Source organism: Pseudomonas sp. HB05 (assembly GCF_016756915.1).
GTDB lineage: Bacteria > Pseudomonadota > Gammaproteobacteria > Pseudomonadales > Pseudomonadaceae > Aquipseudomonas > Aquipseudomonas alvandae.
In genome coordinates, this window is record NZ_JAESPG010000016.1 from 67,386 (window position 1) to 91,876 (window position 24,491).

General features: G+C 59.0%; 18 protein-coding genes. 3 read left to right on the top strand and 15 right to left on the bottom strand.

From position 1 onward, the window contains the following. Positions 1 to 98 precede the first annotated feature (98 nt). Positions 99 to 1,511, top strand: a complete 1,413-nt coding sequence (locus tag JMN22_RS15280; RefSeq protein ID WP_198796496.1) for an XAC2610-related protein — start codon at positions 99 to 101, stop codon at positions 1,509 to 1,511. A 16-nt stretch (positions 1,512 to 1,527) separates the two neighbouring features. Here JMN22_RS15280 and JMN22_RS15285 read toward each other — a convergent pair whose 3' ends face one another. The 8 genes from JMN22_RS15285 to JMN22_RS15320 all read right to left on the bottom strand — a co-directional run bounded on the left by JMN22_RS15285 (position 1,528) and on the right by JMN22_RS15320 (position 12,467). Further along, positions 1,528 to 2,226 (bottom strand): outer membrane protein, encoded by a 699-nt coding sequence (locus tag JMN22_RS15285; RefSeq protein ID WP_198796495.1) that lies wholly within the window; start codon positions 2,224 to 2,226, stop codon positions 1,528 to 1,530. Between the two features lie 71 nt (positions 2,227 to 2,297). Further along, the gene (locus tag JMN22_RS15290) at positions 2,298 to 2,774 is read right to left on the bottom strand and encodes an SRPBCC family protein (protein WP_198796494.1); all 477 of its coding nucleotides are present in this window, start codon (positions 2,772 to 2,774) and stop codon (positions 2,298 to 2,300) included. A gap of 57 nt (positions 2,775 to 2,831) precedes the next feature. Further along, positions 2,832 to 6,248, bottom strand: a complete 3,417-nt coding sequence (locus JMN22_RS15295) for a polyketide synthase family protein (RefSeq protein ID WP_198796493.1) — start codon at positions 6,246 to 6,248, stop codon at positions 2,832 to 2,834. 86 nt (positions 6,249 to 6,334) lie between these two features. Beyond that, positions 6,335 to 7,414 (bottom strand): acyl carrier protein, encoded by a 1,080-nt coding sequence (locus JMN22_RS15300; protein ID WP_198796492.1) that lies wholly within the window; start codon positions 7,412 to 7,414, stop codon positions 6,335 to 6,337. Positions 7,415 to 7,487: 73 nt separating this feature from the next. Then, positions 7,488 to 9,278 (bottom strand): FAD-dependent monooxygenase, encoded by a 1,791-nt coding sequence (locus tag JMN22_RS15305; RefSeq protein WP_198796491.1) that lies wholly within the window; start codon positions 9,276 to 9,278, stop codon positions 7,488 to 7,490. Between the two features lie 3 nt (positions 9,279 to 9,281). Beyond that, on the bottom strand, positions 9,282 to 9,893 hold the full coding sequence (locus tag JMN22_RS15310; RefSeq protein WP_030138880.1) for an HAD-IB family hydrolase: 612 nt from the start codon (positions 9,891 to 9,893) through the stop codon (positions 9,282 to 9,284). Further along, positions 9,883 to 11,376, bottom strand: coding sequence for a class I adenylate-forming enzyme family protein (locus JMN22_RS15315; RefSeq protein WP_198796490.1), 1,494 nt, complete (start codon positions 11,374 to 11,376; stop codon positions 9,883 to 9,885). Before JMN22_RS15315 ends, JMN22_RS15310 begins: the two co-directional genes overlap by 11 nt. A 74-nt stretch (positions 11,377 to 11,450) precedes the next feature. Next, complete coding sequence (locus JMN22_RS15320) at positions 11,451 to 12,467, bottom strand: SDR family oxidoreductase (protein ID WP_198796489.1); 1,017 nt, start codon at positions 12,465 to 12,467, stop codon at positions 11,451 to 11,453. Positions 12,468 to 12,923: 456 nt separating this feature from the next. Between JMN22_RS15320 and JMN22_RS15325 the strand changes: the two genes are divergently transcribed. After that, positions 12,924 to 13,520 (top strand): TetR/AcrR family transcriptional regulator, encoded by a 597-nt coding sequence (locus tag JMN22_RS15325; protein ID WP_030138883.1) that lies wholly within the window; start codon positions 12,924 to 12,926, stop codon positions 13,518 to 13,520. Between the two features lie 310 nt (positions 13,521 to 13,830). Here the strand turns inward: JMN22_RS15325 and JMN22_RS15330 are convergent, their stop codons facing one another. From JMN22_RS15330 to JMN22_RS15355, 6 genes are all read right to left on the bottom strand, one after another. Continuing rightward, positions 13,831 to 14,787, bottom strand: coding sequence for a cyclase family protein (locus JMN22_RS15330; protein ID WP_198796488.1), 957 nt, complete (start codon positions 14,785 to 14,787; stop codon positions 13,831 to 13,833). Positions 14,788 to 14,875: 88 nt separating this feature from the next. Continuing rightward, on the bottom strand, positions 14,876 to 16,318 hold the full coding sequence (locus tag JMN22_RS15335; protein WP_198796487.1) for a hypothetical protein: 1,443 nt from the start codon (positions 16,316 to 16,318) through the stop codon (positions 14,876 to 14,878). 75 nt (positions 16,319 to 16,393) lie between these two features. Then, positions 16,394 to 17,542 (bottom strand): iron-containing alcohol dehydrogenase, encoded by a 1,149-nt coding sequence (locus JMN22_RS15340; protein WP_198796486.1) that lies wholly within the window; start codon positions 17,540 to 17,542, stop codon positions 16,394 to 16,396. Between the two features lie 183 nt (positions 17,543 to 17,725). Further along, positions 17,726 to 19,099: a sigma 54-interacting transcriptional regulator gene (locus JMN22_RS15345; protein ID WP_198796485.1), complete on the bottom strand. Its 1,374-nt coding sequence runs from the start codon at positions 19,097 to 19,099 to the stop codon at positions 17,726 to 17,728. A gap of 106 nt (positions 19,100 to 19,205) precedes the next feature. Beyond that, on the bottom strand, positions 19,206 to 20,237 hold the full coding sequence (gene rtcA, locus JMN22_RS15350) for an RNA 3'-terminal phosphate cyclase (RefSeq protein ID WP_198796484.1): 1,032 nt from the start codon (positions 20,235 to 20,237) through the stop codon (positions 19,206 to 19,208). A gap of 3 nt (positions 20,238 to 20,240) precedes the next feature. Beyond that, complete coding sequence (locus tag JMN22_RS15355; RefSeq protein ID WP_198796483.1) at positions 20,241 to 21,467, bottom strand: RtcB family protein; 1,227 nt, start codon at positions 21,465 to 21,467, stop codon at positions 20,241 to 20,243. 202 nt (positions 21,468 to 21,669) lie between these two features. Between JMN22_RS15355 and rtcR the strand changes: the two genes are divergently transcribed. After that, positions 21,670 to 23,289, top strand: coding sequence for an RNA repair transcriptional activator RtcR (gene rtcR, locus JMN22_RS15360; protein WP_198796482.1), 1,620 nt, complete (start codon positions 21,670 to 21,672; stop codon positions 23,287 to 23,289). 72 nt (positions 23,290 to 23,361) lie between these two features. On the opposite strand, the gene JMN22_RS15365 is transcribed toward rtcR, so the two are convergent. Next, on the bottom strand, positions 23,362 to 24,327 hold the full coding sequence (locus tag JMN22_RS15365) for a LysR family transcriptional regulator (protein ID WP_030138891.1): 966 nt from the start codon (positions 24,325 to 24,327) through the stop codon (positions 23,362 to 23,364). Positions 24,328 to 24,491: the final 164 nt, after the last annotated feature.

The window sequence follows — 24,491 nt, forward strand, 5'->3', positions numbered from 1 at the left end:
GCAGGCGCCGCAGTGAAGGCTGAGGGGAGGGCAGGGCTGCCAGCTTTACGTCATCGCCGTTACACTACGGCCCCTCCCTTACGCCAGGAAAACGCGGGATGCGTGCTTTCTTCAAGGCTGTGCTCTTCTTTATGTTTCCCGCAGCCCAGGCCATCGCCGAGCCGCTGTCTTTTTCCTTCAGCGCCGGCAGCGGAGCCTACCTCGTCGAAGTGCTGTTCCCCCAGCCGCCCGAAGATCGAAAGCAACTGGCTCCGGCGGTCATCACCGTGCGCAACCCGGCCACGCAAGAGGTCCTGCAGCAATTGCAGACCCAGGCCGGCAATATTCCCCTGGACCGCGATGGCAAGGACAACGGCTGGATGCTCGGTCGTTTCAGCCTGGTGTACTTCGATGATTTCAACTTTGATGGCCGTCTGGACCTGGCGATTCGCAACGGCGACGATCCTGAAGTGGCCTATAAAGGAAACTACGATGTCTATCTGCAAGATCCGCAGAGCAACCAGTGGGTCCTCAACCGGGCGTTGACGAACCTCGCGAAGGAAAGCAATGGCGGAATGTTTGCGGTCATCCCCAATGAAGATCTGTTTTCCCAAACCGACCGCGACGGCCATTGGACGCGCACGTGTCGATGGAGAATGCAGGGTGACGAATTGGTCCGCCTGCATTGCGACACCGAGGACAACATCCAGTCGACCGAATATGACGATACCTCCAGCATGCCGCGCGGTTACACCCGGCGCACCGTCGGCGATTGGCGGGACGGCCAGTGGCACGAACAATCGACCCTGGACGGGCCGGCCAGTGAGGATCCGCAGTTGTTTGTCGGCAGCCTGCAAGACCATGTCCCGCTGGAAATCTGGTACCAGAAGCAGGGCGCGGTGGTCATTGGAGAAGTGCGCTACCTCAAGGCAGCCGGCACCGAGTCAGTCAGGCTGGTGGGGACTCGGGAAGACGAGGGCGACGACGAATTCGTCAACCTCTACGAATATGCCGATGACGGCCGGCGGATCGGCGAATGGCGCATCGCCCGGGAACAGGTCGATCCTTACCCATACATAGGCACCCGGATCCGTGCCGACAGGAACGATAACCGCCCGCAGAGGGTTGTGTTGCACGAGGATGAGCGCGAGTCGGATGACGACAAGACCGGCGATGTCGAGTCGGATCAACGCAGCGGCCATTACCAGATGCGTCAGGACTCGATGGGCCGCGACGGTGATCTGGACCTGAAGGTCCTGCCGGATCGCAACGCCGATGGGAAAGAAATGGCTGAATTCACGGTTACCGTGAAAGGCATCGTGAGCGAACACCAGATTGTGCCGATGGAAACCGAAAACCTCATTGTCGTGTCGCAAGCGCAAACAACCGGCAAGAATGGGCCGTACCACATTCAACTGGTGAAGAATTTCGCGATCATCAACCACAACTGGCCGCTGGATAGTCAGGACATGCTGTCGGGCATGTACCTGAAACAACCACCTGCTGGCGAAAACGGCGCCTTGCCGAGGTAAGGCGCCGGTCTGTCTATCAGAGCCAGTAACGCAGGCCGAGCATCACCGATTGGGACTCGTACTCGGTGCTCACATCGCCCTGGGGCAAGCGCTCGATGTCACCGAAATGCGCTTCGCGCGTCTTCAGGCACCGGTAATCCACCGACATGGACCAGTGCTCGGTGAACTCGTACCCGACGCCGGCACCCAGTTGGTAAGCCGAAACCGTGTCACGTTGGGTACCGCCGAATTCGACACCGCCGGCCTCCAGGCCACTCACCGTGAGGGTGGCATAGCCGAGGCCGCCACCGACGTAGGGTGTGAATCGGTCGAACGGCGCCGGCAGGTTCAACACGTCGTACCAGAGATTGGCCATCAAGGTCGTGGCTTTCTCTTCGCCTTTGCCGTCGATGCTCCCGCCGCCCTCATAGACCCGGTTGTTGAACTGGGTCAGCGTGTTCTTGCGATAGCCCAGTTCAATCTCCGGCCTCAGCCCTACAGGGAAGCGCCAGCCCAAGGCCAGGCCAGTGGCGTAGCCGGATTCGGTGGGTTGGTTGAACTCCATCTCGACGAAATCCAGGTCGTTTTGAGTCAGGTCCTGCTCAGCGACCCAGTTCGCGCCGCCCATCAGACTGGCGTAAGGGCCCAGCGTGTCGGCGAAGCTGCACGCCGGGACGATGAGGCCGATGCCGACCATGCTCAGCGCCAGGTATTGGGTGTTTTTCAGTAGGTTCATGCTCGGTCCAAATGTGCCGTTATCAAAAAAATTGCCGTAGCTCGCGCTCGGGACATGACGTCCCGAGGCGGTCATACCAGGTGCAGGTGCGTTTCAGATTTCTCGCCATCGGGGATGCAGGCGACATCCGCCCGCAGCTCAGCCAACGCCTTCAGGTTGTTCAAGGCCGTGGTCATCGCCACGGTCAATGCCTTGCGCATCGGCCCTCGGTACAGAAAGCTCAAGGGGCCGGAGATTTTCGCGCTATGAATAACCTGGGTTTCATTGGGCGAGAGCCTGCGCAGCCGATGATCGAATTCGAGGTTTATCCAAAGCAGTTTCGCGCTGTTGCGATAGCTTTCCTGAGGCTTCACCGCCTCCAGCTTCAAGGGCATTTTCAGGCCATTGTTCAGGACACATTTGCCCTGCGTCCCGGGTTGGAACGGGCCATTGAGCTCACAGTGGCGGACGTCGGTGTCCCACAGTGGCGATTCTGGAAAGTTGCTCCAGATCTTCCATATGACCGGCGGTGGTGACCGGACTATGACTTTTACGGTGACATCGTTCATGGGATTACCTTGGCTGTTGGGGCACGGTCGTGCTCGAAGTGGACTTCGAGCCACGCTTCAGGCGGCAGGCGCGGCTTGGCTCAGCACTTGCGCGGTGATATTTGCCTGGCCGATTTTTTCGCCCCGGTTGAACAGATCGATGTGGATGCGGTTGGTCTTGAAGGACTGCAACTGCGCTTCCATGCCGGCTTGCGGCGCCAGCGAAAGCGGGCTGTTGCGGGGGATGGGCCGGTCCAGGCTGAAACTCAGGGCCAACAGGTTCATGGGCACATTGAGGGGGATCTGCAGATGGCCGTGGGCAATCTGCATGTAGCACTGGCGCGCGATCTCGAGGAAATACACCATCGAAAAATGCGCGGGGTCGCCCTCGTGGAAGAAGTGCCCCTCGGGCAGCTTGACGGTGTCGACGCTCAAGCCTTGGGCCACCGAGCTCATCTCACTGACGATCACGTTCTCTTCCCTGGCCTTGTGCAGGAACGCCTTGTTGCCACACCGGCGGGCGGTGAACTCACCGTGCGGTGCGGTTTCGAAGGCCGAGTTGTAGGCCATTCCCAGCACGCACGTGCACATCAGTTTCCCGCCCTGCATGACCTTTGCCTGGAAGACATGAGCGTCCTGATCTTGCTCTACGTGCAGGTCGATCACGCCTTCCTTCTGCACGTATTGCTGGAACTTGATGCCCAGCGTCTTGACGTAGGCGACGCGGCCATTGAGCGGGGGCATGGCCTGCTCGATCAATTGCATCACGCCTTCGAGCAGGAGAATGCCGGGCACATGATCCAGCGGGTGGTCGAAGAAATAAGGGTGTGCCTCGTTCACCAGCAATTGTGCGCGCAGCGAACGCGGGGCCCGTTGCACGTGGCTGATCACTGTGTTTTCGGGACGACGAGGCCATTGCGTCGGCCGCTGGCCCGCTGGGCCCTGGTGCAGGGCGAAAAGCCCTTCCATCGCGCGGACGCGAACGCGCAACCCGGCCAGGACCGTGCTCGTCAGCATGTCGCTGAGCTGCAATACGTCGACGCCGTCGTGTTGCGGTTCCCGGACGATCTGGCCGGGGCGCGCAGGTGCGGCGAGCGGTTGCAGCGACCGCGGCGCCTCGTGGGCGAAACGCAGGCTGAACGGGTGCTTGAGGGGAGGGGCGAGCTCAGCCGGCAGCGGTTTCCAGTCCCGGAGCTTTTCGGTGAACAGCCACATGATCGGCGTGCCGCCTTCGCGAACCTCGATCACCGTGTGCGCCGAGGCATTCAACATCACCGCCAGCAAGGTCTCGATGCCGCTGGCTTCCGCCAGGAAACCGGTTATTTCTCGCAGCGGTCCCTTGGCCTGGGCCGTTTCCGGTTGCAATTCGCAGACCTCGACGTGCGGGTACTGGTCGCGTTTTTTGCCTGCCAACTGGCACGCTTCGTCCAACGACGTCGCGGCATGGGCGAGGACCGCCGCACGAATCACCAGCAGCGGCGCATCACCGGAGTCAGGCTGATAGGGACGCAGGGCGACCACGCCGAGCCCTTCGCCTTGTACCGCTGTACTGCGCAGGGCGCGATCGATCTCGATTTCACCGCTGATAAACCGCCCGGCGCCCAGCAGCAGGGTGGTAATGCCTTGCTCGAACCATTGCCGGGAAGCCAACAGCGTCTGCCAGAACAGACCTGGGGTGCCGGCCAACGTCTGGTGGAATCCCTTGAAGTCGAAAACTTGCGCCGGGTAGCCGGAGAGCATGTTCGGCAACATGGTCGCCACGTCCGTCACCTCCACGCCGGGCGGTGTGCCTTGGCTTCGAGCGTAGAACTGTTGGGCACTGCTGTAGGCATTGCTGAACCGTTCGCCGCCCATGTTGCAGCACATCACCATGGCAGTCTCGGCTGACCCCGCCACGCCGGGCAGACGCCGCAGCAGGTGGTTGACCCGGTCGGTGACCAGCAGCTTGAACGGGTCGACATGGGCCAGGGGCTTGGGGCCCATGCCGAAACCGGCGATGTCGATGAGCGGGTCCTGGGCGAGGAACTTCCCGGATAACGGCCGACTCAGGTCGCCGCTGTAATCGACGAAGCGACCGTAAGGAAACAGCACGGCGGGCGCGGCTGGCTGATCGAGTTGCTGCTGGAATGACTGCAGTGAATCGCAACCGCTGAACGCAGCTTCAGCCTCGACAACGGCGAGATCGAGTTTCAACACGCCCGGGACTGCCCGGGCGGCGGGCGCGTGCCCGTGGTCGATGTATTCATCCACCACCAGGTGCGCGTTGGCGCCGCCAAAGCCGAAACTGGAAATCCCGATCCGGATGGCCGCTTGGCGATCAGCCAGGGACTGCGGTTGCCGTGTGGCAAGTTGCAGGCAGGTTTCGTCGACTTTTGCGCTGGGGCGGTAGTCAGGCTGGGGCGGGACGCTCCGGTGACGCAGGATCATCAGCGCCTTGGCGAGCGAGGCTCCTCCCGCGGCGGCCAGCGGATGGCCGATGACGGACTTGATCGAGCCGATGGTCAACTTTTCGCCGGTGTTGCGATGGGCGGCGAAGAAGCTGTCCAGGGAGGCCAACTCGGTCGCGTCACCCAACGGGGTGCCGGTGCCGTGGGTCTCGATATAGTCGACGCTGCCTGGGTCCAGGTCGCTGTAGGCGCGCTCATAGGCGCAATATTGAGCCTGTTTGCCCGGCGCGAACACCGAGCCTTCGGCACCGTCGGCGGACAAGCCCAGCGCCCGCAGGACCCCCAGCGGCTGCCGCCGGGCGGCCAATGCCTGGGAAACTGGCTCGACCAGGAATGCCGCTGCACATTCCCCGGGCACAATGCCGTCGGCGTCCTGACCGAACGCCTGCATGCTGGCCCGGGCGGAAAATGCTGTCAGTTGCGAGAAGCCAAGGAACAGCGCGGGCGGCAGGACCGTGTTCAAGGCCATCACGATCGCGTTATCCGCCTGGCCGCTGCTGAGCAACGCCTTGGCCATGTCGATCGCATAGGGGAAGGAACTGCAGGCGGTATCCACGGACAACACCGGCCCGCCCAAGGCGAAAGCGCTGGCCAGTGCGGCCACTTGTTCGCCCGGGGTGAAACCGACAGGCGCGCCGGAGCTGTTCGCGGTTCCTGTCGCGAAATAACTTTCGTCGCACCATGAAGTGGCGACCACCAGCGCCGTGCGCTTGGTATCCAGCACCGAGCCTTGGGTCGCCAGTTGTGTGAGCAGCGTCTGGAGGACTTTCTTGCCGATCGCCACCTGCCGGCCATCGTGACGCGAGGGAATCGATGCATCGTCGGTCAGGCAAAAGGCACTGTCCAGGTAGGTGCGGTCCTTCTCGCCAGCCTTGGCCGAAAATATCGCGCTTTTATCCAGCTCCCAACGTGCCGGCATGGCCTGGATGGGTGCTATCCCGCCTTGGACGAGCACATTCCACAGGGCATCCGTCGAAGGCGCTCCCGGGAATTCGCCCGCCATCGCGCTGAAGCACAAGTCACCCTCTGTCGTTACCGCGCCACTCATTGCTATCTCCTGATTCACTAAAGCTGGGTCACCTGTCGGTCACCCGGTTTCCATTCCATGTGTTGGCAAGCGCCTGCCAGCGGGCTTCAGCCCATTCTTTCCAAGAGCGACAGCGCGTCCTGTGGCGTGCGGCGCGACATCAGCGCTTCGCCGGCGAACTCACTGTCGGGGCAGCGTTGGGCCATCGATTGGCAAAGCGCCTCCCGATCAAAACCGTTGAGCCCCAATTGGGCAAAGGGCGTCTCGACATCCAGCGCCGATGGCGCGTCCGCGACCAGTGGCGAGAGGGCGCCGAGCAACACCTCGCCGATCTGCGTCGATGCTTCTGCGGTGTGGGTTGCAGGCTCATCGGCAGCGCTGCGTGGCGCGTCATTGGCAAGGGCATCTTCGATGAGCGCAATGGTTTGCTGCGCACATTTGGCGTTGGCCAACTCGCTACTCCGGGCCTTGAGTTGTGGCCACAGGGCGACCACCGACTCCAGGAAATCCAGCTGCACCAGAGAATCCATTCCCAGGCTTTCATAGCTTTGTTGGCGATCGAGCTGATCGACGGTGAAACCGGTAATGCCGGCCAGTTGGTCGAGGACCCAGGCTTGGACGTCCATTGCCGTCGCCTGGGGGTTGGCCTCAAGCCTGGCGAGCAAGGCTGTCGGTGTCGGCGCATCGAAAAGCTGCGAAGTGAGGTCTTTCTTTTCCGGGAAGTGCTGGGCCAACGACTCGAAGATATCGACCAAGCCCAGCGAGTCGATGCCCAGGCTTTCAAAGCTCTGGTCGAAATCGATCTGCTCGCTTTTGAAACCCGTGACCGTGCTTATTTCCGTACGCAGCCATTGCGCATAGGTGAGTGCAGGCAGTTGTTCGGCGACCGGCGCCGCGGCCAGCACCGATGGCTGCGAGATAACCGGCTCGAGTGCAGCGACGCTGTCCTTGGCAGGCGCTTGGACACCGTGGGCGTAGACGCCCTCGAGCACTTGTTGATGAGCGTTGAAGTAATGCGCGGTAACGGTTTCGGCCTGCTCCAGCAGGCGCATCAGGATGGATTCCTTTGCGATGTTGGATTCGCAAAGGGAATCGATGATTTTTTCGGACAGTGAAAAAAAGCTGTGGGCTATTTTCCCGTTGGACACGATGAACTCCTGCACAACGTCGTTGAGCTGCAAGCGCATAAGGTTCTCCTTAACCATAAGTGAGTCGGTATATTCAGTCATCAAGGCATGGCCCAGGGCTGGGCCATGAGAATCAGCAGGGCAGATCGGCAGTCACGACTTGAAGTGGGAGCTCCACCGCATCGATTTCGGAAAAAGCTGTCTTCCCGGCGCCCTTGAGCAACCCGGACCGCACGCTCAAGTAAGTCATCAGCGTTATTGCATCGGCGCCCTGGAAGGCGATGTAGCCATCGGGCCGGACCAGCATCAACGTGCCTTCCTTGGCGTGATAGCGCTTGTGCAGGCGCCAGTCAGGGTCCAGCAGGGTAGATTGCTCCGCGGGCAACCCGACACTGCTCAGGGCATCGACCACGCAGAAGGCCTTGATCGCCGGGTAGTCGCGCTCCACCGAGGCGGCCAGCGAGTAATGACTTGGCAACAGCGGCGAGAATTGATCCGCCGCGCTGAAGATCAGCAGGGTGAAGGTTCCCTGGAACAGATCGATCAGGCGTTTGGGTGGCATGCCCTGGTGTTGCCACAGCTCGACATCTGGCGCCAGTTGTCCCGAACGAGGGGCGGGGGCTTGGAACGGGGTTTTCTTGCCTTTTCTGGCCCAGCTGCTGCGCTGCTTTTTGGTCAGCGATTCCTGGATGTATTCGCTCTTGCCATAGTGGTATTGATGGCCGGAAATCATCGACGGCAGCTTGCGCTGGATCTTCTGGCGATTGCTCAGCAACGGCAGGACGTTGTCTCGTAACCAGACCAGGGCACGATGCCTGACGGTAATCAGCCCGGTGAGGCGATGCGCGGTGTTTTCCACTTCGAGGGCGACCGGGTAGCGTTCGTCGTTGTAGCTTTCCAACAGCGACGGATCGGCGAGACCCTGATCGACATAGGCCATTTTCCACGCCAGGTTATAGGCTTCGGAAATGCCCAGGTTCATCCACTGGCCACCGATCGGGCTGCCGATGTGCGCGGAGTCGCCCACCAGGAAGATCGAGCCTTGCTGCAGCGACTGCACCCGGCGATGCTGGAACGAGGCAATGGTGGTCGACGAGATATTGGACAGGGTCATCTTCTGCCCACGTCCTTCGCACAGCCGTTGGAAATTCTCCAGGGTCAGCGGCGGGCGCTCGCCTTCCGGCGGCAGGTTGTAGGGCATCTCGATAAAGAGGCGATAACGCGATTGGTCGCTGATCGGCGCGACCGCGACATACCCATCCTGCGCGCCAAGGAAAAACGCGCCTTCATCCTTGCTGCCTGACCACTCGATGTCGGCGTCGGCGAGCATGAAGAAACGGTCGTAGGAGGAGCCCTCGAACGTCATGTCCAGGCGTTTTCGGATGTTGCTGCGGGCGCCGTCACAGGCCACTGCCCAGCGACTGGTAACGGATTCTTCGCTGCCGTCGGCATGACGCAGTGCCATGTGCACGGCGCCTGGCTGGTTTTCGATGTCGACCAGTTCAGTGTTCCATTCGACGTCCGCGCCGAGCAGGTTCAGTCGCTCCAGCAGGATCTTTTCAGTCTGCGGCTGCGGCAAGCTGAGGAGGAGGGGATAGGTGGCGTCCAGGTAGGAAAAGTTGTAGTTCAGCACCCGTTTTGCATTGGACTGGACCGAAAACTGGTTGATGGTAAAACCATCGGCCAGCGCCTGCTCGGCAATGCCGAGATCGCGGAAGATTTCCAGGGTCCTGGAATGAATCGCCATCGCCTTGGTGGCGGTCGAGGGGCCGGCGTTTTTTTCAATGATTCGAAAAGCCACGCCCCATTGCTTCAACATGATTGCCAGCGACAGGCCAATGGGGCCGGCACCGACGATCATCACCGTCGCAGCGTTGCCCGGCTGTTTGAAATGCTTGGGGGCTAAAGTGCTCAGAGTGTTCATCGATCAGTACCAGTTTCTGTAGAAGGGAGAGTTGGCAATGCCGAGCAGCGCGTCGTCCCCGGACGAGTCGCCATAGGCGTAGATGTAGAAGTCATCGAGGTTGCTCAAGCAATCCCGGAGCCGCGCGACTTTTTCCCGGTCGACACAATTGGTGCCGGAGATTCCACCCGTCAGCTTGTTCTTGGCCGTCGCCAACCGGGTCCCGCATACGTGGTCGAAACCCACGGCGTGGCCCCACGGGATCAGGTAGTTCTCTGGCGAATTGCTGACCAGCGCCGTCACGTGCCCCATGGACTGGTGCCATTGCAGCCGGCGCAACGCTTGCGGCCTCAGCCAGAGTGGCAATTGCTCGGTGATGAAGAACCTGGCGTGTTCGCGCTCTTGCTCTACCGTCAGGCCGCCCAGGTAACAGGCGATAAAGGCCAGACGCGCTTGCATCAACGGCGTAATGCCCAGGATGACGCTGAGCATCTTTGGCAACAGGGGAATGATCCTGAGCCAGAACGCCCGGGTTCCGACGATGAAGCGCATGTAGCGCCAGAACGTGTGCCTGTCGGTCAACGTGCCGTCGAAATCGAAAACGGCCAATACCGGTCGTGTGCTGTCAGCGTGCATGAAGCGCTTCCTTGAGAGGGACAATCTCTATGATTTTTGGCAATTTGAAACCGGAGAGGTAACGCGAGAGCAGGGTCGCGACGCTGTTCTGGCTAAGCTCACCGTTGCCTTCCACTGACAAGTGCAAGACATTGACTTCCTTGTGGTCCGGGACGATGTAGGCCCTGGCACGCACCGCATCGGGGTGCTTCAGGGCGACGGATTCGATTTCCGCCAGATCGACCATCTGCGCTTTGATTTTCGAGATGCGCAGGCGCTGGCAATAGAAAAAGACATGGCCTTCTTCATCTCGCCAGACCAGGTCGCCGGTGTGCAGCCAGCCGTCCCGGAAAAATCGCGCATTGATCTCTGGCGCAGCGTCATAGCCCGGGATGACCATCGACCCGCGTATCAGCAGCTCGCCGATACGCCCCGCGACGACATCCTGGCCTTGCGCGTCGACCACCCGCACCTCGACGCCACTTATCGGCCGTCCCATGGCGCCGCGATGAACCTCGCCGACAGAACTCTGGACAATCACCGGCATGCTTTCGGTCAGCCCGTAGCCTTGCAGTACAGCCGCGCATCCCAACAACTTGCCGAGTTTCTCGCCTTCATCGGCCGGTAGATGACTGCCGCCGGAATACATCATCAAGTGAGGATGCAGGGGCAAACGCGGACCTTTGCGCTTGGCAAGTCGCGAATTGAAATAACGAATAACGTCGGGCACCAGGCAGGCAAAGGTGACCTGGTGTTCGGACAACACTTGCGCCAAGTCCCGATTGAGCAGGGTGTTGGTCATCAGCAACGTGGCGCCGATGCTCAGCGGGAACACCATCATCACCGACAATCCGAAGATGGCGTACAGCGGCAGCGTCACCAGGTGGACCGACCCCACGCCTTGGGGATGAAACTGTTCATGCAGGCCATCGCTTGACTGCGTCAGGTCGAGGTAGCGATGACAGACCGCCAGCGGCTTACCGATGCCACGGTAGGTGAACTGCATCGAGACAATCGGGTTATCGTCTGGTAGCAACAGGGGCTGGGCGTGGCGTGGCAGCGTCGCTTCAACCGTGGCGTTTTCAGGCGGCTCGTCGCCATTGCCCACGATCAAGGCGTGGGTCGGCTGGAATATGTCCTGGTGTTGCTCAAACAGCGTGCCAGTCGTGACGATCAGCGATGGCTTGGAAATGCCCAGGACATTACCCAGCTCGAATGCCGTCAGTTTGTAGTTGAGAATCACCGGGACAGCGCCATGGCCAATTACTGCCAGGTAATAGGCGATGAAATCCACGCCGTTGGGCAGCACAAGGGCTACTTTCTCCCCGGGCGATACGTTCAGGGCGTGGAGAAAACCATTGCATTCTTCAGCCCTGATTCGCAGGTCCCGGTATGTGACGGTTTCTTCTGCATCCAAGTCCCGGATAGCGATGTGCTCGGGATACGAATGGGAAAAACCGACGAAACGATGCAGAAAACCTTCTTTATGGGTAAGGCTTTTCATTCACCAACCTCTCAATCCTTGAAGTCATGGTTAGATAAAAAGTACTGCAGAGGCAGGCTACTGTTTGAATGGGTTCAATTAACGTGCAGGTAATTGTTTTTCCGATACCACTCCAACGTATCGGTCAGCGTTTCCGTGACGGGACGGAATGCACATTTCAATTCGCTTGAACTTTTGCTGTGACTGAAGTGCGTTCTTCCTTGCTCTTGCTCTATAAGCTTGACCGTGGAAGTACTGATCAGCACAGGCTTTTTCGTGACGCGGTAATAACATTCATAGACGAAGGCGATGAGCCGTAGCATGAACAATGGGACAGGGCGCTCAGGTGCTTGTACGCCGCTGACACTGGACAGCGCCCGGAAGATACTTTTCATGTCCATATGATTGCCGGCGGCCAGATAACGCTCACCCGATCTGCCGCGGGTAATCGCCGCGATTTGATGTTCCGCCACGTCCCGGGCATCCACCACCGAAAAGCTGCCTGGAAGAACGCCTGGTAACTTCTGTCCGACAAAATCCAGCAGGAACTGACCTGACGAGGTGGGGCCAATGTCGCCAGGGCCGAACATCCAGCCGGGCAACACCATTGCGACAAACATGTCCGGGTGCAACGACAGGAACTCCCGAACCTTCTGCTCGGACAGGATCTTGCTCAGGTAGTAATCGTCAGCTTCCGCTTCATCACGTGACATGGTTTCGTCGATCACCTCGTCCCTGTCGCCCTTCAGGACCGCGATGGACGAAGTGTGGACGGCACGGCGAATCCCAGCGGCATAAGCGGCCTGTAACAAGCGCTCGGTGCCGGTCACATTGGTGTCATATAATTTTTGCCAATGTTTTCCGCCCTTGTAACTATCGCGAAAGTACGCGGCGGTATGAAACAAAGCGTCGCAGCCTTCCAGCGCATGGCTAAACGCGCCAACATCGAGCATATCGCCTTCAACCAACTCAACAGGCAGCCCACCGAATTGCTTCCTGGCTTTTTCAACGGAGCGTACAAGGGCCTTGACCTTGATGTTTCGTTTCAAAAGCGCATGGACGACATTATTTCCGAGCAGGCCTGTAGCGCCTGTAACAAAGGCATATTCCATTAAAATCCAGCTCCTTTGAGGTACCTGTCCGAGCACGGTTGGCGCTGAACAGGTGTCGGACAATCCAACGGCGCAAGTAAAAACCATTCGGTATCTGGAAATCAAGCGGTATTTAGCGAAAAGACCAAAGACGAGGTGTCTAGCTCGGGCCTGAGACGGCAAGTCTCAGTGTATTCGTCATGCGGGTGACGCCATTTTTCAGGCACTCCAGCGATTTTTCACGCTGGGCGGGAAGGGTGTGTCACAGCGCCTGCCCCTGGAATCCGGCCGAAAATTGTCTTCCTGCGAAGGTCTGTTACAGCCTGGAATGCGTCGTCATTAGATGCCACTTCCAAAACTTTAAATGCAAACAGCCAAGGTGGGTGGTAAGGTAGAAAACACCTGTTTTGCTAGCTGAATCGTTGATTCGTTTCATCTAGTTACAAATATATACATCGGGCCAAAGGAGCCGAGGGCGTGATCAAGAAGAGATTGGGGCGAGAGGAAAGTCAGCAAGTAACAAGAGACAAGTTATTCGACACTGCTACGGATCTGATGATCAAGAAAGGCTTTCATGCCGCCAGCGTGAATACAATTTCCGAAGAGGCCGGCTATTCAAAAGGTGCATTCTTTTCAAACTTCTCAAGCAAGTCGGAACTGCTGCTTCAACTTACCCAGCGCTTCAAGAGAGTCGAGATAGATCGCTTGGGCAGCACCTTGGCGGCGGGCTACACAGCAGAGCAACTGACTCAGGGCCTGAATGCTTACATCGACACGCTTAAAAACAATACCAACTGCGCCATCCTTGACGCCGAAATGCAGTTGATCGCTTTGCGTGATGAAGAATTCGCAAAGCATTACTACGATCTGCATGAAGAAAACAGCGAGGCGCTAGGAAGACTGATCACGATCATCTTCAATCACGCCGGCAAGAAGCCTCCGTTGGCATACGCAGCACTGGCGCGAACTTTCACTGCATTGTCGGAAGGCTTGATCCTGCAGGGGCATAAAGATCCGGCTGCGGAAATCAAGCTGGTGCTCAATTCACTGATTCAAACGGCGGAGCCGTTGTAGACGTGAGACTTGGCCAGATAGACGACCATCAAAACGCAGATCCCCAGGACGAAGACGCTGTTCTGCAGGATGTCATTACGGCAGGAAAGGAACCCACCAAAGTCCGCGCCTTGAAAGCTGCCGTGAGCACGCTGAAAAGCAGCCTGTAACGATGCCCAATCCTAAACAGGAATATGCGCATAATGTATATTATGTTAAACAGGATGTTTATGTGCTTGCACTACCTATGAGCGAATGTACTGCGTTGCGCCAGATCCCAGTTGCTTAACGCACACTGAGGCAGGACCAAACCTGCCCCAGCACACAAAAACTATTTAATCACCACCGGATTGACCGGTGATCCGGTAGCGCGATGGACTTTCAACGGCGCGGCCACATAGAGAAATGTGTACTGCCCGTCTTCGGCACAATTTTCAGCCAGCTTTTCCAAGTCGCAAATCTCCGTAAAGGCGATACCCAGATTGCGCATCAATGCACAGTGCAGAGGCAGTGCCACACCTGATACCGGGTCGGTCGTGACTTCGTTGGCGATGGTATCGGTGACAAGGTTTGGAATTTCCTTGTCGTGGAACCATCGGACAAGTTCCTCCGAATACGTAAGACCTGGCTCACAGAACCCATCATAAAACGCCTCGCCTTGCTCATAGAAAGCCTGGAGGAAGTTGGTTCTGATAATCAGGATGTCATGAGGCTCGATCGTGTGGCCCTGAGCTTCTGCGCATGCCTCGAGATCTAGATGGGTAAATGTTTCGCCTTTATCCAGCATGCGTTTGCCACGATGCCTTGCCATGTCCAGCAATACGGCGCGTCCGACGACTCCTCGTTCTCCGATAGGTGCAACACTGGCCTTGTCCAGACCTCCCACCGTTGTTCGCGCGTCGTAGCCGTTCCATATTTTTCCGCCGTACCAGAGGTGGCCAAGCGCATCATATTGCGTGGATCCTTGCAGGAATGCGTCGATCTTGTCATCGGCGTAGTGCAAACCGCCGGGGTAGCAAGGGCCATGATTATCGTCCCAACTCGACTCGTCGAGAATCATGGTGCGTTCTGCCGGGGTTCGGCCTGGCCAGACCGGATCGCCAGCAGGATCCCCGATCATGCGCTGCAAGGTAAATACATTTCCCTTCTTGATGTGCGCAACTCCGCGCAGGACTTCTTGCGCGGTCAGGTAATTCAGCGAGCCAACTTCGTCTTCCGCTCCCCATCTGCCCCAGTTTGAAGGCGCGTCCTTTAATAGTTCATCCATTGTGGGAACTGCAGTGGTCATGGCGTTTTCCTTTTTTTAATTTCCGTGATTATCAAAGCGCACGACAGATGCGCCTTGCGTCCATACCGTTCAGGGCATACCAACCCGATCAATCAGCCATAGCCTCCCCCACTACCCGCTTGTTCACCATAACCGGCTCCGCATCCTTGCCCGGCTTGCCACCCACCGCCTTCAAATCCTTGGCAAACGTCCCATCCACCTCCCCCTTGAAGAAATTCTTGCCATAAATCAGCAAGCACAACACAACGCCAATCCCGAATGCCCAGCTCGCGCCTTTGATCGCCAGTACCGCTCCAATCACGCCGGCGATTCCCAGGTCGCGCTGGCTACGCGCTTCAAGGATGCCCAAACGCACGCTCACGTAACCCTGGATCAGCAGCGTCAGCGACAGGGCTACACCGAGGATCGGCTGCACCAACGTCACGACCGGCAACAGCAACAGACCGCTGTTGGTCCCCCAACGGAACGACCCGACTCCGCCGATGATCGACTTCATCGCCTTCGGCCCGCCTTTAAATCGCTCGATCACCACCACCAGCATCGCCGCCCATTTCGGGCCGCACATCGCGACGTCCGGGCCGAAGATGCTCATGAACGCATTGCGTGCGCCGAATATCAGGTGGGCGCGGTCGGCGTTGTAGTCGACGACTTCGTCGGTGCGGACGGTTTCAGCTTCGTCGAGCAATGATTTCGCGCTGAGGACATCGCCGAAAACGATGATGTAGGCCGCGAGCATGGTCGGCAGCGCGGAGATGAACATGGAGAGCGGCGGCATGCCCAGGCCAAATACCGTGTAGTTGTTCCACAGGCCAGCGAAATCCGGTTGGCTGATGCCCCACTGGAGAGTTGGCCAGGGCGCTTCACCGAACAACGGCGCAATCACCACGGCCAATAGCACGATCGGCAAGATGCCGAGCTTGGCGAAGTTCCACCAGAAACGGTTGCGTTGCTTGAGCTCGTTGAAGTGCTGGGAAAAGATCAAATAGAAGGCAATACCGACCGCAATGGAAATGGTCCAGGGCAGCACATTGAACTTGCCGCCGACCTGGAATACGGCGATCACCGCGCTCAAGCCAGCGCCGACGATGATCCCCGATTTGATCGCCGAGGGCACATACTCCACCACCTTCTTCGCCATGCCGGTCGCCCCTAGGGCGATTGAAAAAATCCCCAGCATCAACTGGAAGGCAATCAAGGCGTGGACACGCTCCGGGCCCATCGGAAACTGCGCGCAGTACGCCATCAACAGCGGCACCGCCGGGGTGATCCAGCCAGGTACGGTCGGGTCGCCGAGCAAATGGTGCGCGAGGTACAGCAAGCCGTTGAGCATCACGACGGCGAGCGCAACCTCAAAAGGCATCCCGAGCAGTTCGGTCATCAGCGGAATCGCCGCCAGGTCCACGGCGCACATGAGCAAGCCTTGGAGATAGTCTGGAAGCTCGATCTTGTAGTGGATAAACGGTAGCCGGACCTTGAAAGGACCGAGCGGGATGTACGGGCTTTCGCTCCGTTGCGCAGGAGTGTCGGACATTCGGTTCACCTGTTTTATTGGATTTGTAATGGCGGGCACACGCTCCGGCAGCACCGGAGTCGTGAGTGACAAAGATCAATAGGCAGCGCGATAGATCTTCTCGATATCGGCGGCGGTCAGCTTGCGCGGGTTGTTGCGCATCAGGCGGTCGATCTTGCTGGCCTCGTCGGCCATCGCGGGGATAGCGTCTTCGGGCACGTTGAAACTGCGCAGGCCAGAGGGGATATCCACGGCGGCACATAGGTCGGCCATGGCCCTGACAGCCTGGTCTGCCGCATCCTTGTCGCTCAGGTTCGCAACGCGCACGCCCATGGCTTCGGCGATGTCGCGAAAACGCTCGACGCAGGCAGTCTTGTTCCACGCCATCACATACGGCAGCAGCAAGGCGTTGCTGACGCCGTGGGCGATGTTGAACCGCCCGCCCAGCGGGTACGCCAGCGCATGCACCGCCCCTACCCCCGCGTTGCCGAACGCCATGCCGGCCATCAGGCTGGCGGTGGCCATGTCTTCCCGAGCCTGCAGGTTGGTTGGGTTGGCATAGGCCTTCGGCAGCGCCTTGGTGATCAGCCTGATCGCGCCCAGGGCGATGGCATCGGTGATTGGCGAAGCGTTTACCGAAATATACGACTCGACCGCATGCACAAGTGCGTCGACACCACTGGCCGCCGTCACGCTGCGCGGACAAGTCAATGTCATGGCCGGGCTGACCAAGGCAACGTCGGGCAACAGGTAGTCGCTGACGATGCCTTTCTTCAGCTGCGCTTGCTTGTCGGAAAAAATCGCCACGTTGGTGACTTCCGAGCCTGTGCCGGCAGTCGTCGGGATGGCAATCAACGCAGGGCCTTTGCGTTTCACCAGATCAACACCGAACAGTTCGCTCAGCGGACCTGCATGCCCGGCAAACGCCACGACGCCCTTGGCGATATCGATGGCGCTACCGCCACCCACGGCGATCAATCCATCGTGGCCGCCCTCACGATAAGCACGGGTGCAGTCTTCGACGATGGCTACTTCAGGCTCCGGCTTGACCTGGTCGAAAATGCCGTAGCGGCGGTCGCCGAGTTGCGCGAGCGCGAGGTCAACAGTGCCGGAATTCACCAGGATGACGTCCGTGACGATCAGCGGATTCTTGACCTCCAGGCGCGTCAGTTCCGCGCAAAGCTGCTCGATTGCGCCAGGTCCGGTGATCAATTTGTTAGCGATTTTGAAAGCAGAGATATTCATCGGGCTCGTCCAGTTGATGTTGTTTTATTGGAAGACGTGCCACAGGAGATAGCGAAAGGCGTGCCAATGCCCACAAGGCCCTTATTGCACGGGGCCTTGCGCGATTTTCACGCGAGCAGGAGGGTTTTTACGGATCAATGCCGATTAGTTTTCTGATCGATTTGGCTGGGTCTGATCAGGATCCTAATCAGACTGTTCCCAGCGTTTCATCTTCTGCACCACGGTGGCCTGGCTCACCCCCAACGCCTTGGCCGCAAGGCGCGTGGTCTTGTGGGTCAGCAGCGCGGCACGAATCGCACTGCGCTCGGCATTTTCCAGTACCTTGCGCAGCGGCAGGCCAGTCTCACGGGTGTTGGGTGGATTGAGGTCGAGGAGCTCTTCCGGCATATCAAGCGCCTCGACGGTCCCGGTCTGATTGGTCACCACCAGCCGCTCGACCAGGTTGATCAACTCGCGGATGTTGCCAGGCCAGTCGTAGTCGCACATCAGGTCGAGGGCCTCGAGACTCCATTGGACCTGGCGTTCATAACGGGTGTTGAACCGGTCGAGGTAGTAATGCAGCAGCGGCGCAATCTCCTCCCGACGTTCGCGCAGTGCCGGAATGTGGATCGGCACCACGTTGAGCCGGTAATACAGGTCAGCCCGAAAACGCCCCTGCGCCACCTGCTGCTTGAGGTCGTGGTGGGTGGCGCTGATGATGCGCACATCGACTTCCTTCAGCTCCAGGCCACCCACCGGAATGAAGCGGTTTTCTTCGATCACCTTGAGCAGCTTGACCTGCACCGGCAACGGCAAGTCCCCGATTTCGTCGAGAAACAGCGTGCCGTGATGCGCCAGCTCCAGCAGGCCACGCTTGCCTTTGGGGCCGGCGCCGGTGAACGCTCCGGGCACATAGCCAAACAGCTCGGCTTCGATCAGGTTTTCCGGCAGTGCGCCGCAGTTGAGTGCAAGGAAGGGTTCGCTGGCACGCGGGCTGGCGTTATGGATGAATTGCGCAACGAGGGTCTTGCCGACACCGGTTTCACCTTGGAGCAAGACCTTGACCGAGCTGCTGGCAACCTGGCGAGCCAGCGAGAGGACGCGGCCGGACACCTCCTGATCGGCCATCAGCGGCGAGCGCAGGAGATTGTCTCGTTGGCCGGCGTGGAGCTTCGCGGTGCTGTTGCGCAGTTGCTTGAGCTGTTGCAGCTCATCGCGCTCATGCTTCATGCGCAGCAGTTCCGTCATGTCGCGCACGGTACTGACCACGTATGAAATCCGCTTGCCAGCATCGAGAATCGGCGTGGCGCTGACGAGTAGCTTCTTGCCCTGGCTCAGGCTCTGCATCACCGACACCGGCCGACCACCCTGCAATACCCGCAAGGTAGCCGATTGCGAAATGACGCCCTCCTTCACCAGCTCTCGCATGGATCGACCAATGAGATCCTCGCCGCTGAGCCCGGTCAGGCGCTCATAGGCCTGATTGACCTTCAGCGTCTTGCCGTCGCCATCGGTGATGTAGACGCCGTCATGCAAAGCGTTGAGCAGCTCTTCGAAACTGGCGTCGTTGACATTCACCGGGGACGTTCCTTCCAGGGGGTGTGACCGTCAAGTGTAAACGTAGAGCCGCGGTTTGAGGCGACACAAACGTTGGCGCTGATTCAACGGGCTGGCTGGAAACTGTCTAGCGAGGATGAGGCCCAACAGCGATGCTGGCCTGATTACCAGATTCGGTCAGCCGCACATCAACATCGATGAACTGCTGGATGACAGCGGCATTCGTTCGGATGTGATTGCTCAGGCGCACCGTGGTGAGTCGGCCCGCACCGGCAATTGCCATCGGCAGCATCAGTTGATCCGCCAAGTGATTGCCTACCGCTGAGTTCGATTGAGCCCACGCTTTGAATTCGTCGATCGCCTCGTCAGCCACATGCTCCGCACGCAGGCGTTCTTGCCCGATGCTGCTGAACACCTCGGTTGTCCCTGCCTTCATGGCGATGATCGATACGACATTGCCTGGCCCCGCCTGCCCCCCCAGCTCGGTAACGGACAGATCGCGCCGCTCCAGCCCGAGCCTTGCCGCGAGCCGATCAAGCTCCCGGTTGCCAATCGAGGCAGGAAGGGCCGAAACCAGTGCTCCGGCCGAAACGATAGTCACGGGTTCCCTCTCGCCGTCCAACGCCAGCGGGTGAAGGGCCGAAGGTCGTACGGTGGCTTCCACCACGCCGCCTCCGCCGGGCACGAATCCATGCTTGACCAGCGTCAGTTCTACCTGCGCCCCCATGCGTTGGATCAAGGGCAGCCACGCCTTCTGGATGAAATCGAAGGGCGGCGCGGCTGGATTATGCGTCCCCCCACTGATCCGGACTGTACTGGGGCCATCCGCTTGCAAGAGCGCAGGCAGCAAGGTCTGCAACACCAGCATCGTGCTGCCGGCGGTCCCGATTGCAAATGAATAGTCCCCTGCCCTTACGCTCCCGGGTCGGAATTCAATGGCTGTCGAGTTGAGTTCCGCCCCGAGGATCCTGGCGCCACAAATTTCAGCCGCAGCCTGGACCGCGGTCAGGTGCTGGCGCAACAATCCGGGACGGGAGCGCTTGCCGCGTATCCCCGTCATCCGGAACGGTCGACCGGTAATGATGGAAAGGCTGAGGGCGGTACGGAGCACCTGCCCTCCTCCGTGGGTGCCGTCTATCAGAGTCAGATCCTGGCTCATCGATCAGCCCTTCACGCAGACGACTTGGCGCAAGGTATGGACGACTTCCACCAGGTCGCGCTGGGCCTCCATGACCGCCTCGATGTCTTTGTAAGCCATCGGGATTTCGTCGATGACGGCTTCATCCTTGCGGCACTCGACATGGGCGGTTGCCCGCACCTGGTCCTCGACGGTGAACACCGCTTTCGCCTTGGTACGGCTCATCACTCGGCCGGCACCGTGCGAGCAACTGCAGAATGCCTCCTCGTTCCCCAGCCCTCGCACAATGAAGCTCTTGGCGCCCATCGACCCCGGGATAATTCCCATCTGCCCCTTCTGCGCGGAGACGGCGCCTTTGCGCGTAAGGAGGATGTCCTCACCGAAATAGGTGCCCCGCTCCACATAGTTATGGTGGCAGTCGACGGCGACCAGCCGGGACTCGAAAGGCTTGGTGATGATCGACCGCACGGCGTCGAGCACCGCAAGCATCATGACCGCGCGGTTCTGCTTGGCGAAGTCCTGGGCCCATTCAACCGCCTCGACGTAGTCATCGAAGCTGGACGTGCCTTCGCGCAGGTAGGCCAGGTCCCGGTCAGGCAAGTTGACCATGTGCTTGCGCATTTCCTCGCGGGCCTTCTCGATGAAGTAGGTGCCGATCATGTTCCCTACGCCACGGGAACCGGTGTGAAGCATCACCCAGACATGGTCGGCTTCGTCCAGGCAGACCTCGACGAAATGGTTGCCGGTGCCCAACGTCCCGAGGTGTTTGCGGTTGTTGGTCTTTTTCAGGCGCGGGTGCTTGTCGGTGATGAGGTCGAACCGGCCTTCGAGCGCCGACCAGGCCTGGTCGACGATTTGCGGCGTGGTTTCCCAGGCTCCCTTGTCACGGCCGTTGCGCCCGGAAGTGCGTCCATGCGGAACAGCTTTCTCAATGGCCGTACGCAGGCCAAACAGGTTATCGGGAAGGTCGGCGGCGCGAAGCGAAGTGCGCACTGCCGACATTCCGCACCCGAGGTCGACCCCGACAGCTGCGGGAATCACCGCACCCTTGGTCGGGATCACGCTGCCGATCGTCGAGCCTTTTCCCAAATGAACATCGGGCATGACTGCCATGTGCTTGAACACGAACGGCATCTGCGCAGTGTTCATCAGCTGTTGCTTGGCCTCCGGCTCGACCGGGACACCACGGGTCCACATCTTGATCGGCTTACCGTTTTCGACTTCAAGCAATTGATAGGTTTGGGTGGTCATTGTTTCGCTCCTGTTTTTTGTGTGGGAACTCCATAGCGAGCGGCATGCCAATTTGATCGTTGGCGGATCATAAATTATTTATGTTATTGATTTATAAATGATTATTGAAACCCTGAAAGCGTTCTTCGCTTCGTTGCTATGCGATGGGTCGATAAAATATCTATACTTTTCTATCGACACATATCTTTCAGGATAGATCGCAATGCGCGCCAAAAAGACAGTCGCCATCGGAATTCTAGGATCGAAGCTCGACCGTGTGGGAAAAGGTTCGCAGCGCTGGAACAAATGGCGCCCCACCCTCTCGCTGTGCCAACAGCCCGACCTGCTGATCGATCGGCTTGAACTGATTCACGGGGAAGCACGCTGGGATACCGATCTTGCCCTGAAAGTCGCGGCGGATATCGCCCAGATATCGCCTGAAACCGAGGTTCGCCTGCACCCCATGGCGCTGCAAAATCCCTGGGATTTCGAGGAGGTGTATGCCTCGCTGCATGACTTCGCGGCGGGCTATCCGTTTGACACCGCCGGCGAGGATTACCTTGTCCACATCACCACGGGTACCCACGTCCAGCAGATCGTCTGGTTCCTGCTGGCCGAGTCCCGCCACATCCCCGCCAAACTGATACAGACCCAACCCAGTGGCGCGCGGGAGAACGATTCTGCCCCGGCAGGCAGACATGTCGTCACCGATCTCGACCTGCAGCGCTACGACCAGATCGCCAAGCGATTCCAGGCTGAACGCCTGCAAGGCACGGAGTTGCTCAAGTCAGGCATTGCGACACGCAACTCGGCTTTCAACCGGACCATCGAGCAGATTGAACGGGTCGCCGCTCGATCCCGGGCTCCCATCCTGATCAGCGGCCCCACGGGGGCGGGAAAATCGTTTCTGGCGCGGCAGATCTACGAACTCAAGCGTGGTCGCCACCAGGTCGATGGCACGTTCGTCGAGGTCAACTGCGCCACCTTGCGCGGCGATACCGCGATGTCGACGTTGTTTGGCCATACCAAAGGTGCGTTCACCGGCGCGCAACAGGCGCGAGAAGGGTTGTTGCGCTCGGCACACAAGGGCGTGTTATTCCTCGACGAGATCGGCGAGCTGCCGCTCGATGAACAAGCGATGCTCCTGAAAGCAATCGAGGAAAAAAGATTCTTGCCGATGGGCTCCGATAAAGAAGTCGAGTCTGACTTCACCTTGATCGCCGGTACCAATCGAGACCTGCAGGCGCGTGTCATCGAAGGCCGGTTCCGCGAAGATTTACTCGCCAGGATCAACATCTGGACATTCGTCCTGCCTGGCCTGGCCAACCGCAGCGAGGACATCGAACCTAACATCGATTTCGAGCTACAGCGATATGCCAGGGACAACGGTCACAGGGTTCGCTTCAGTGCCGAAGCCCGACGCCGATATTTGTCGTTCGCCACGAGTAGGGATGCGAACTGGTCCGGAAACTTCAGGCAGCTCTCAGCGTCAATCACGCGCATGGCGACCCTGGCGGATAGCGGCCGCATCGACATGGCGCTTGTGGAGGATGAGTTGGAGCGACTGCGCCAGGACTGGCGATTGCCGGCAACCTCCGATCCATTGTCCGAGCACTTGGCTAACGCCGGACTTGAGATCGACCTGTTCGATCGCCTGCAACTGGAGTCGGTCTTGAGGGTGTGTCGCACAGCGGCAAGCCAGGCGGACGCCGGGCGCAAGCTCTTCGCCCACAGCCGGACAGCCAAGGCATCGCCTAACGATTCCGATCGAATCCGAAAATTCCTGGCTCGCTTCAATATCACCTGGAGCCAGGTCCAGGAACTTTCAGCGCCGCGTCACTGAGCGTCTGGACGATTGTGCCGATGCCTTTCTTGATCCCGTGCCGAATAATGAAGTGTTGCGTACAACAAACAATCAAACCGTAACTTTCAAATCCACGCCCAGTGCCTCGGCAAATGCCTTGACCAAGGGGCTGCGCACGATGTTATGGCGCAGGATCAGACTGAACGGCGTGACAATGTTGATCAGGTCCGGACGAACGGCGCGAAACTCTCCCCGCGCCACCATCGGCGCGGCGTAATGCTGGGGCAGGAAGCCCAGGAAACGGCCCGTCTTGATCAGCAGCGCAACGGCTTCCACCTGGGTGGCCGACGCGGAAAAGCTGTCGTAGCGGGCGAATTTCAATTTGTCGCGATGAACCGCGTAGCGATGGTTGATGCACTCGTGTTCCTTGAGCACATCTTCGCCCATGTCCGCATCCGCCATGGAAAACAGCGGGTGACCGACGGCGCAATAAACCTCCGAGCGTTCTTCATAAAGTGCGTAATAGTCGAATTCTTCGCGCTTTTGATAAATCGGCACGATTCCCGCTACCAAGCGTCCCTCGACAACACCTCTTTCAAGTTCATCAAGTTGCGTGGCCTGAAGTTGAAACCTGACCTTGGGCGATTGTTCATTGATCTGTCTAAGCGCAGCAACTAACGGAGAGTTTGAATCCGAGATCGTGTTGTCAATAACGCCTATACCCAGGTCGCCGACAAGTTCGTTTTGCGCGGAACTAAGTCGGTCGCGAAAGTTGTCGACCGAGGCAAACAAATCGATTGACGCCTGATACACCAGGCGTCCTTCTTCCGTCAGGTGAAACCCCTCTCGCCCCCGTGTGCAAAGGCGCATTCCGATGCGGATTTCCAGGTCGGAAATCTGTTTGCTGATGGCTGCCAGCCCCACATTCAGCTCATTCTGCGCGGCGCTGAAGCCGCCCGCCTCGACCACGGCCTTGAAGACTTTGAGCAGTTTGAAGTCCAGCCCGCTGAGGGCCAGTGGCGCCCGTTGCGGCGCTTTCGGCGGCGGGTTTCCGGAATTGGAAAGTGGGGTTTCCATAATGCTTATTTACCTCTGGCGCCCTATTCAACAACCTGTGCCCAACAACAAAAACACGCTGGCCTAATAATAATGATCACAGAAAACCAGGCTTGGCAACTGCCAATAAATCCCGAGGATCAGCGCCGAACCGCTGATCTGGAAACATTAAAAGCTGACACTTC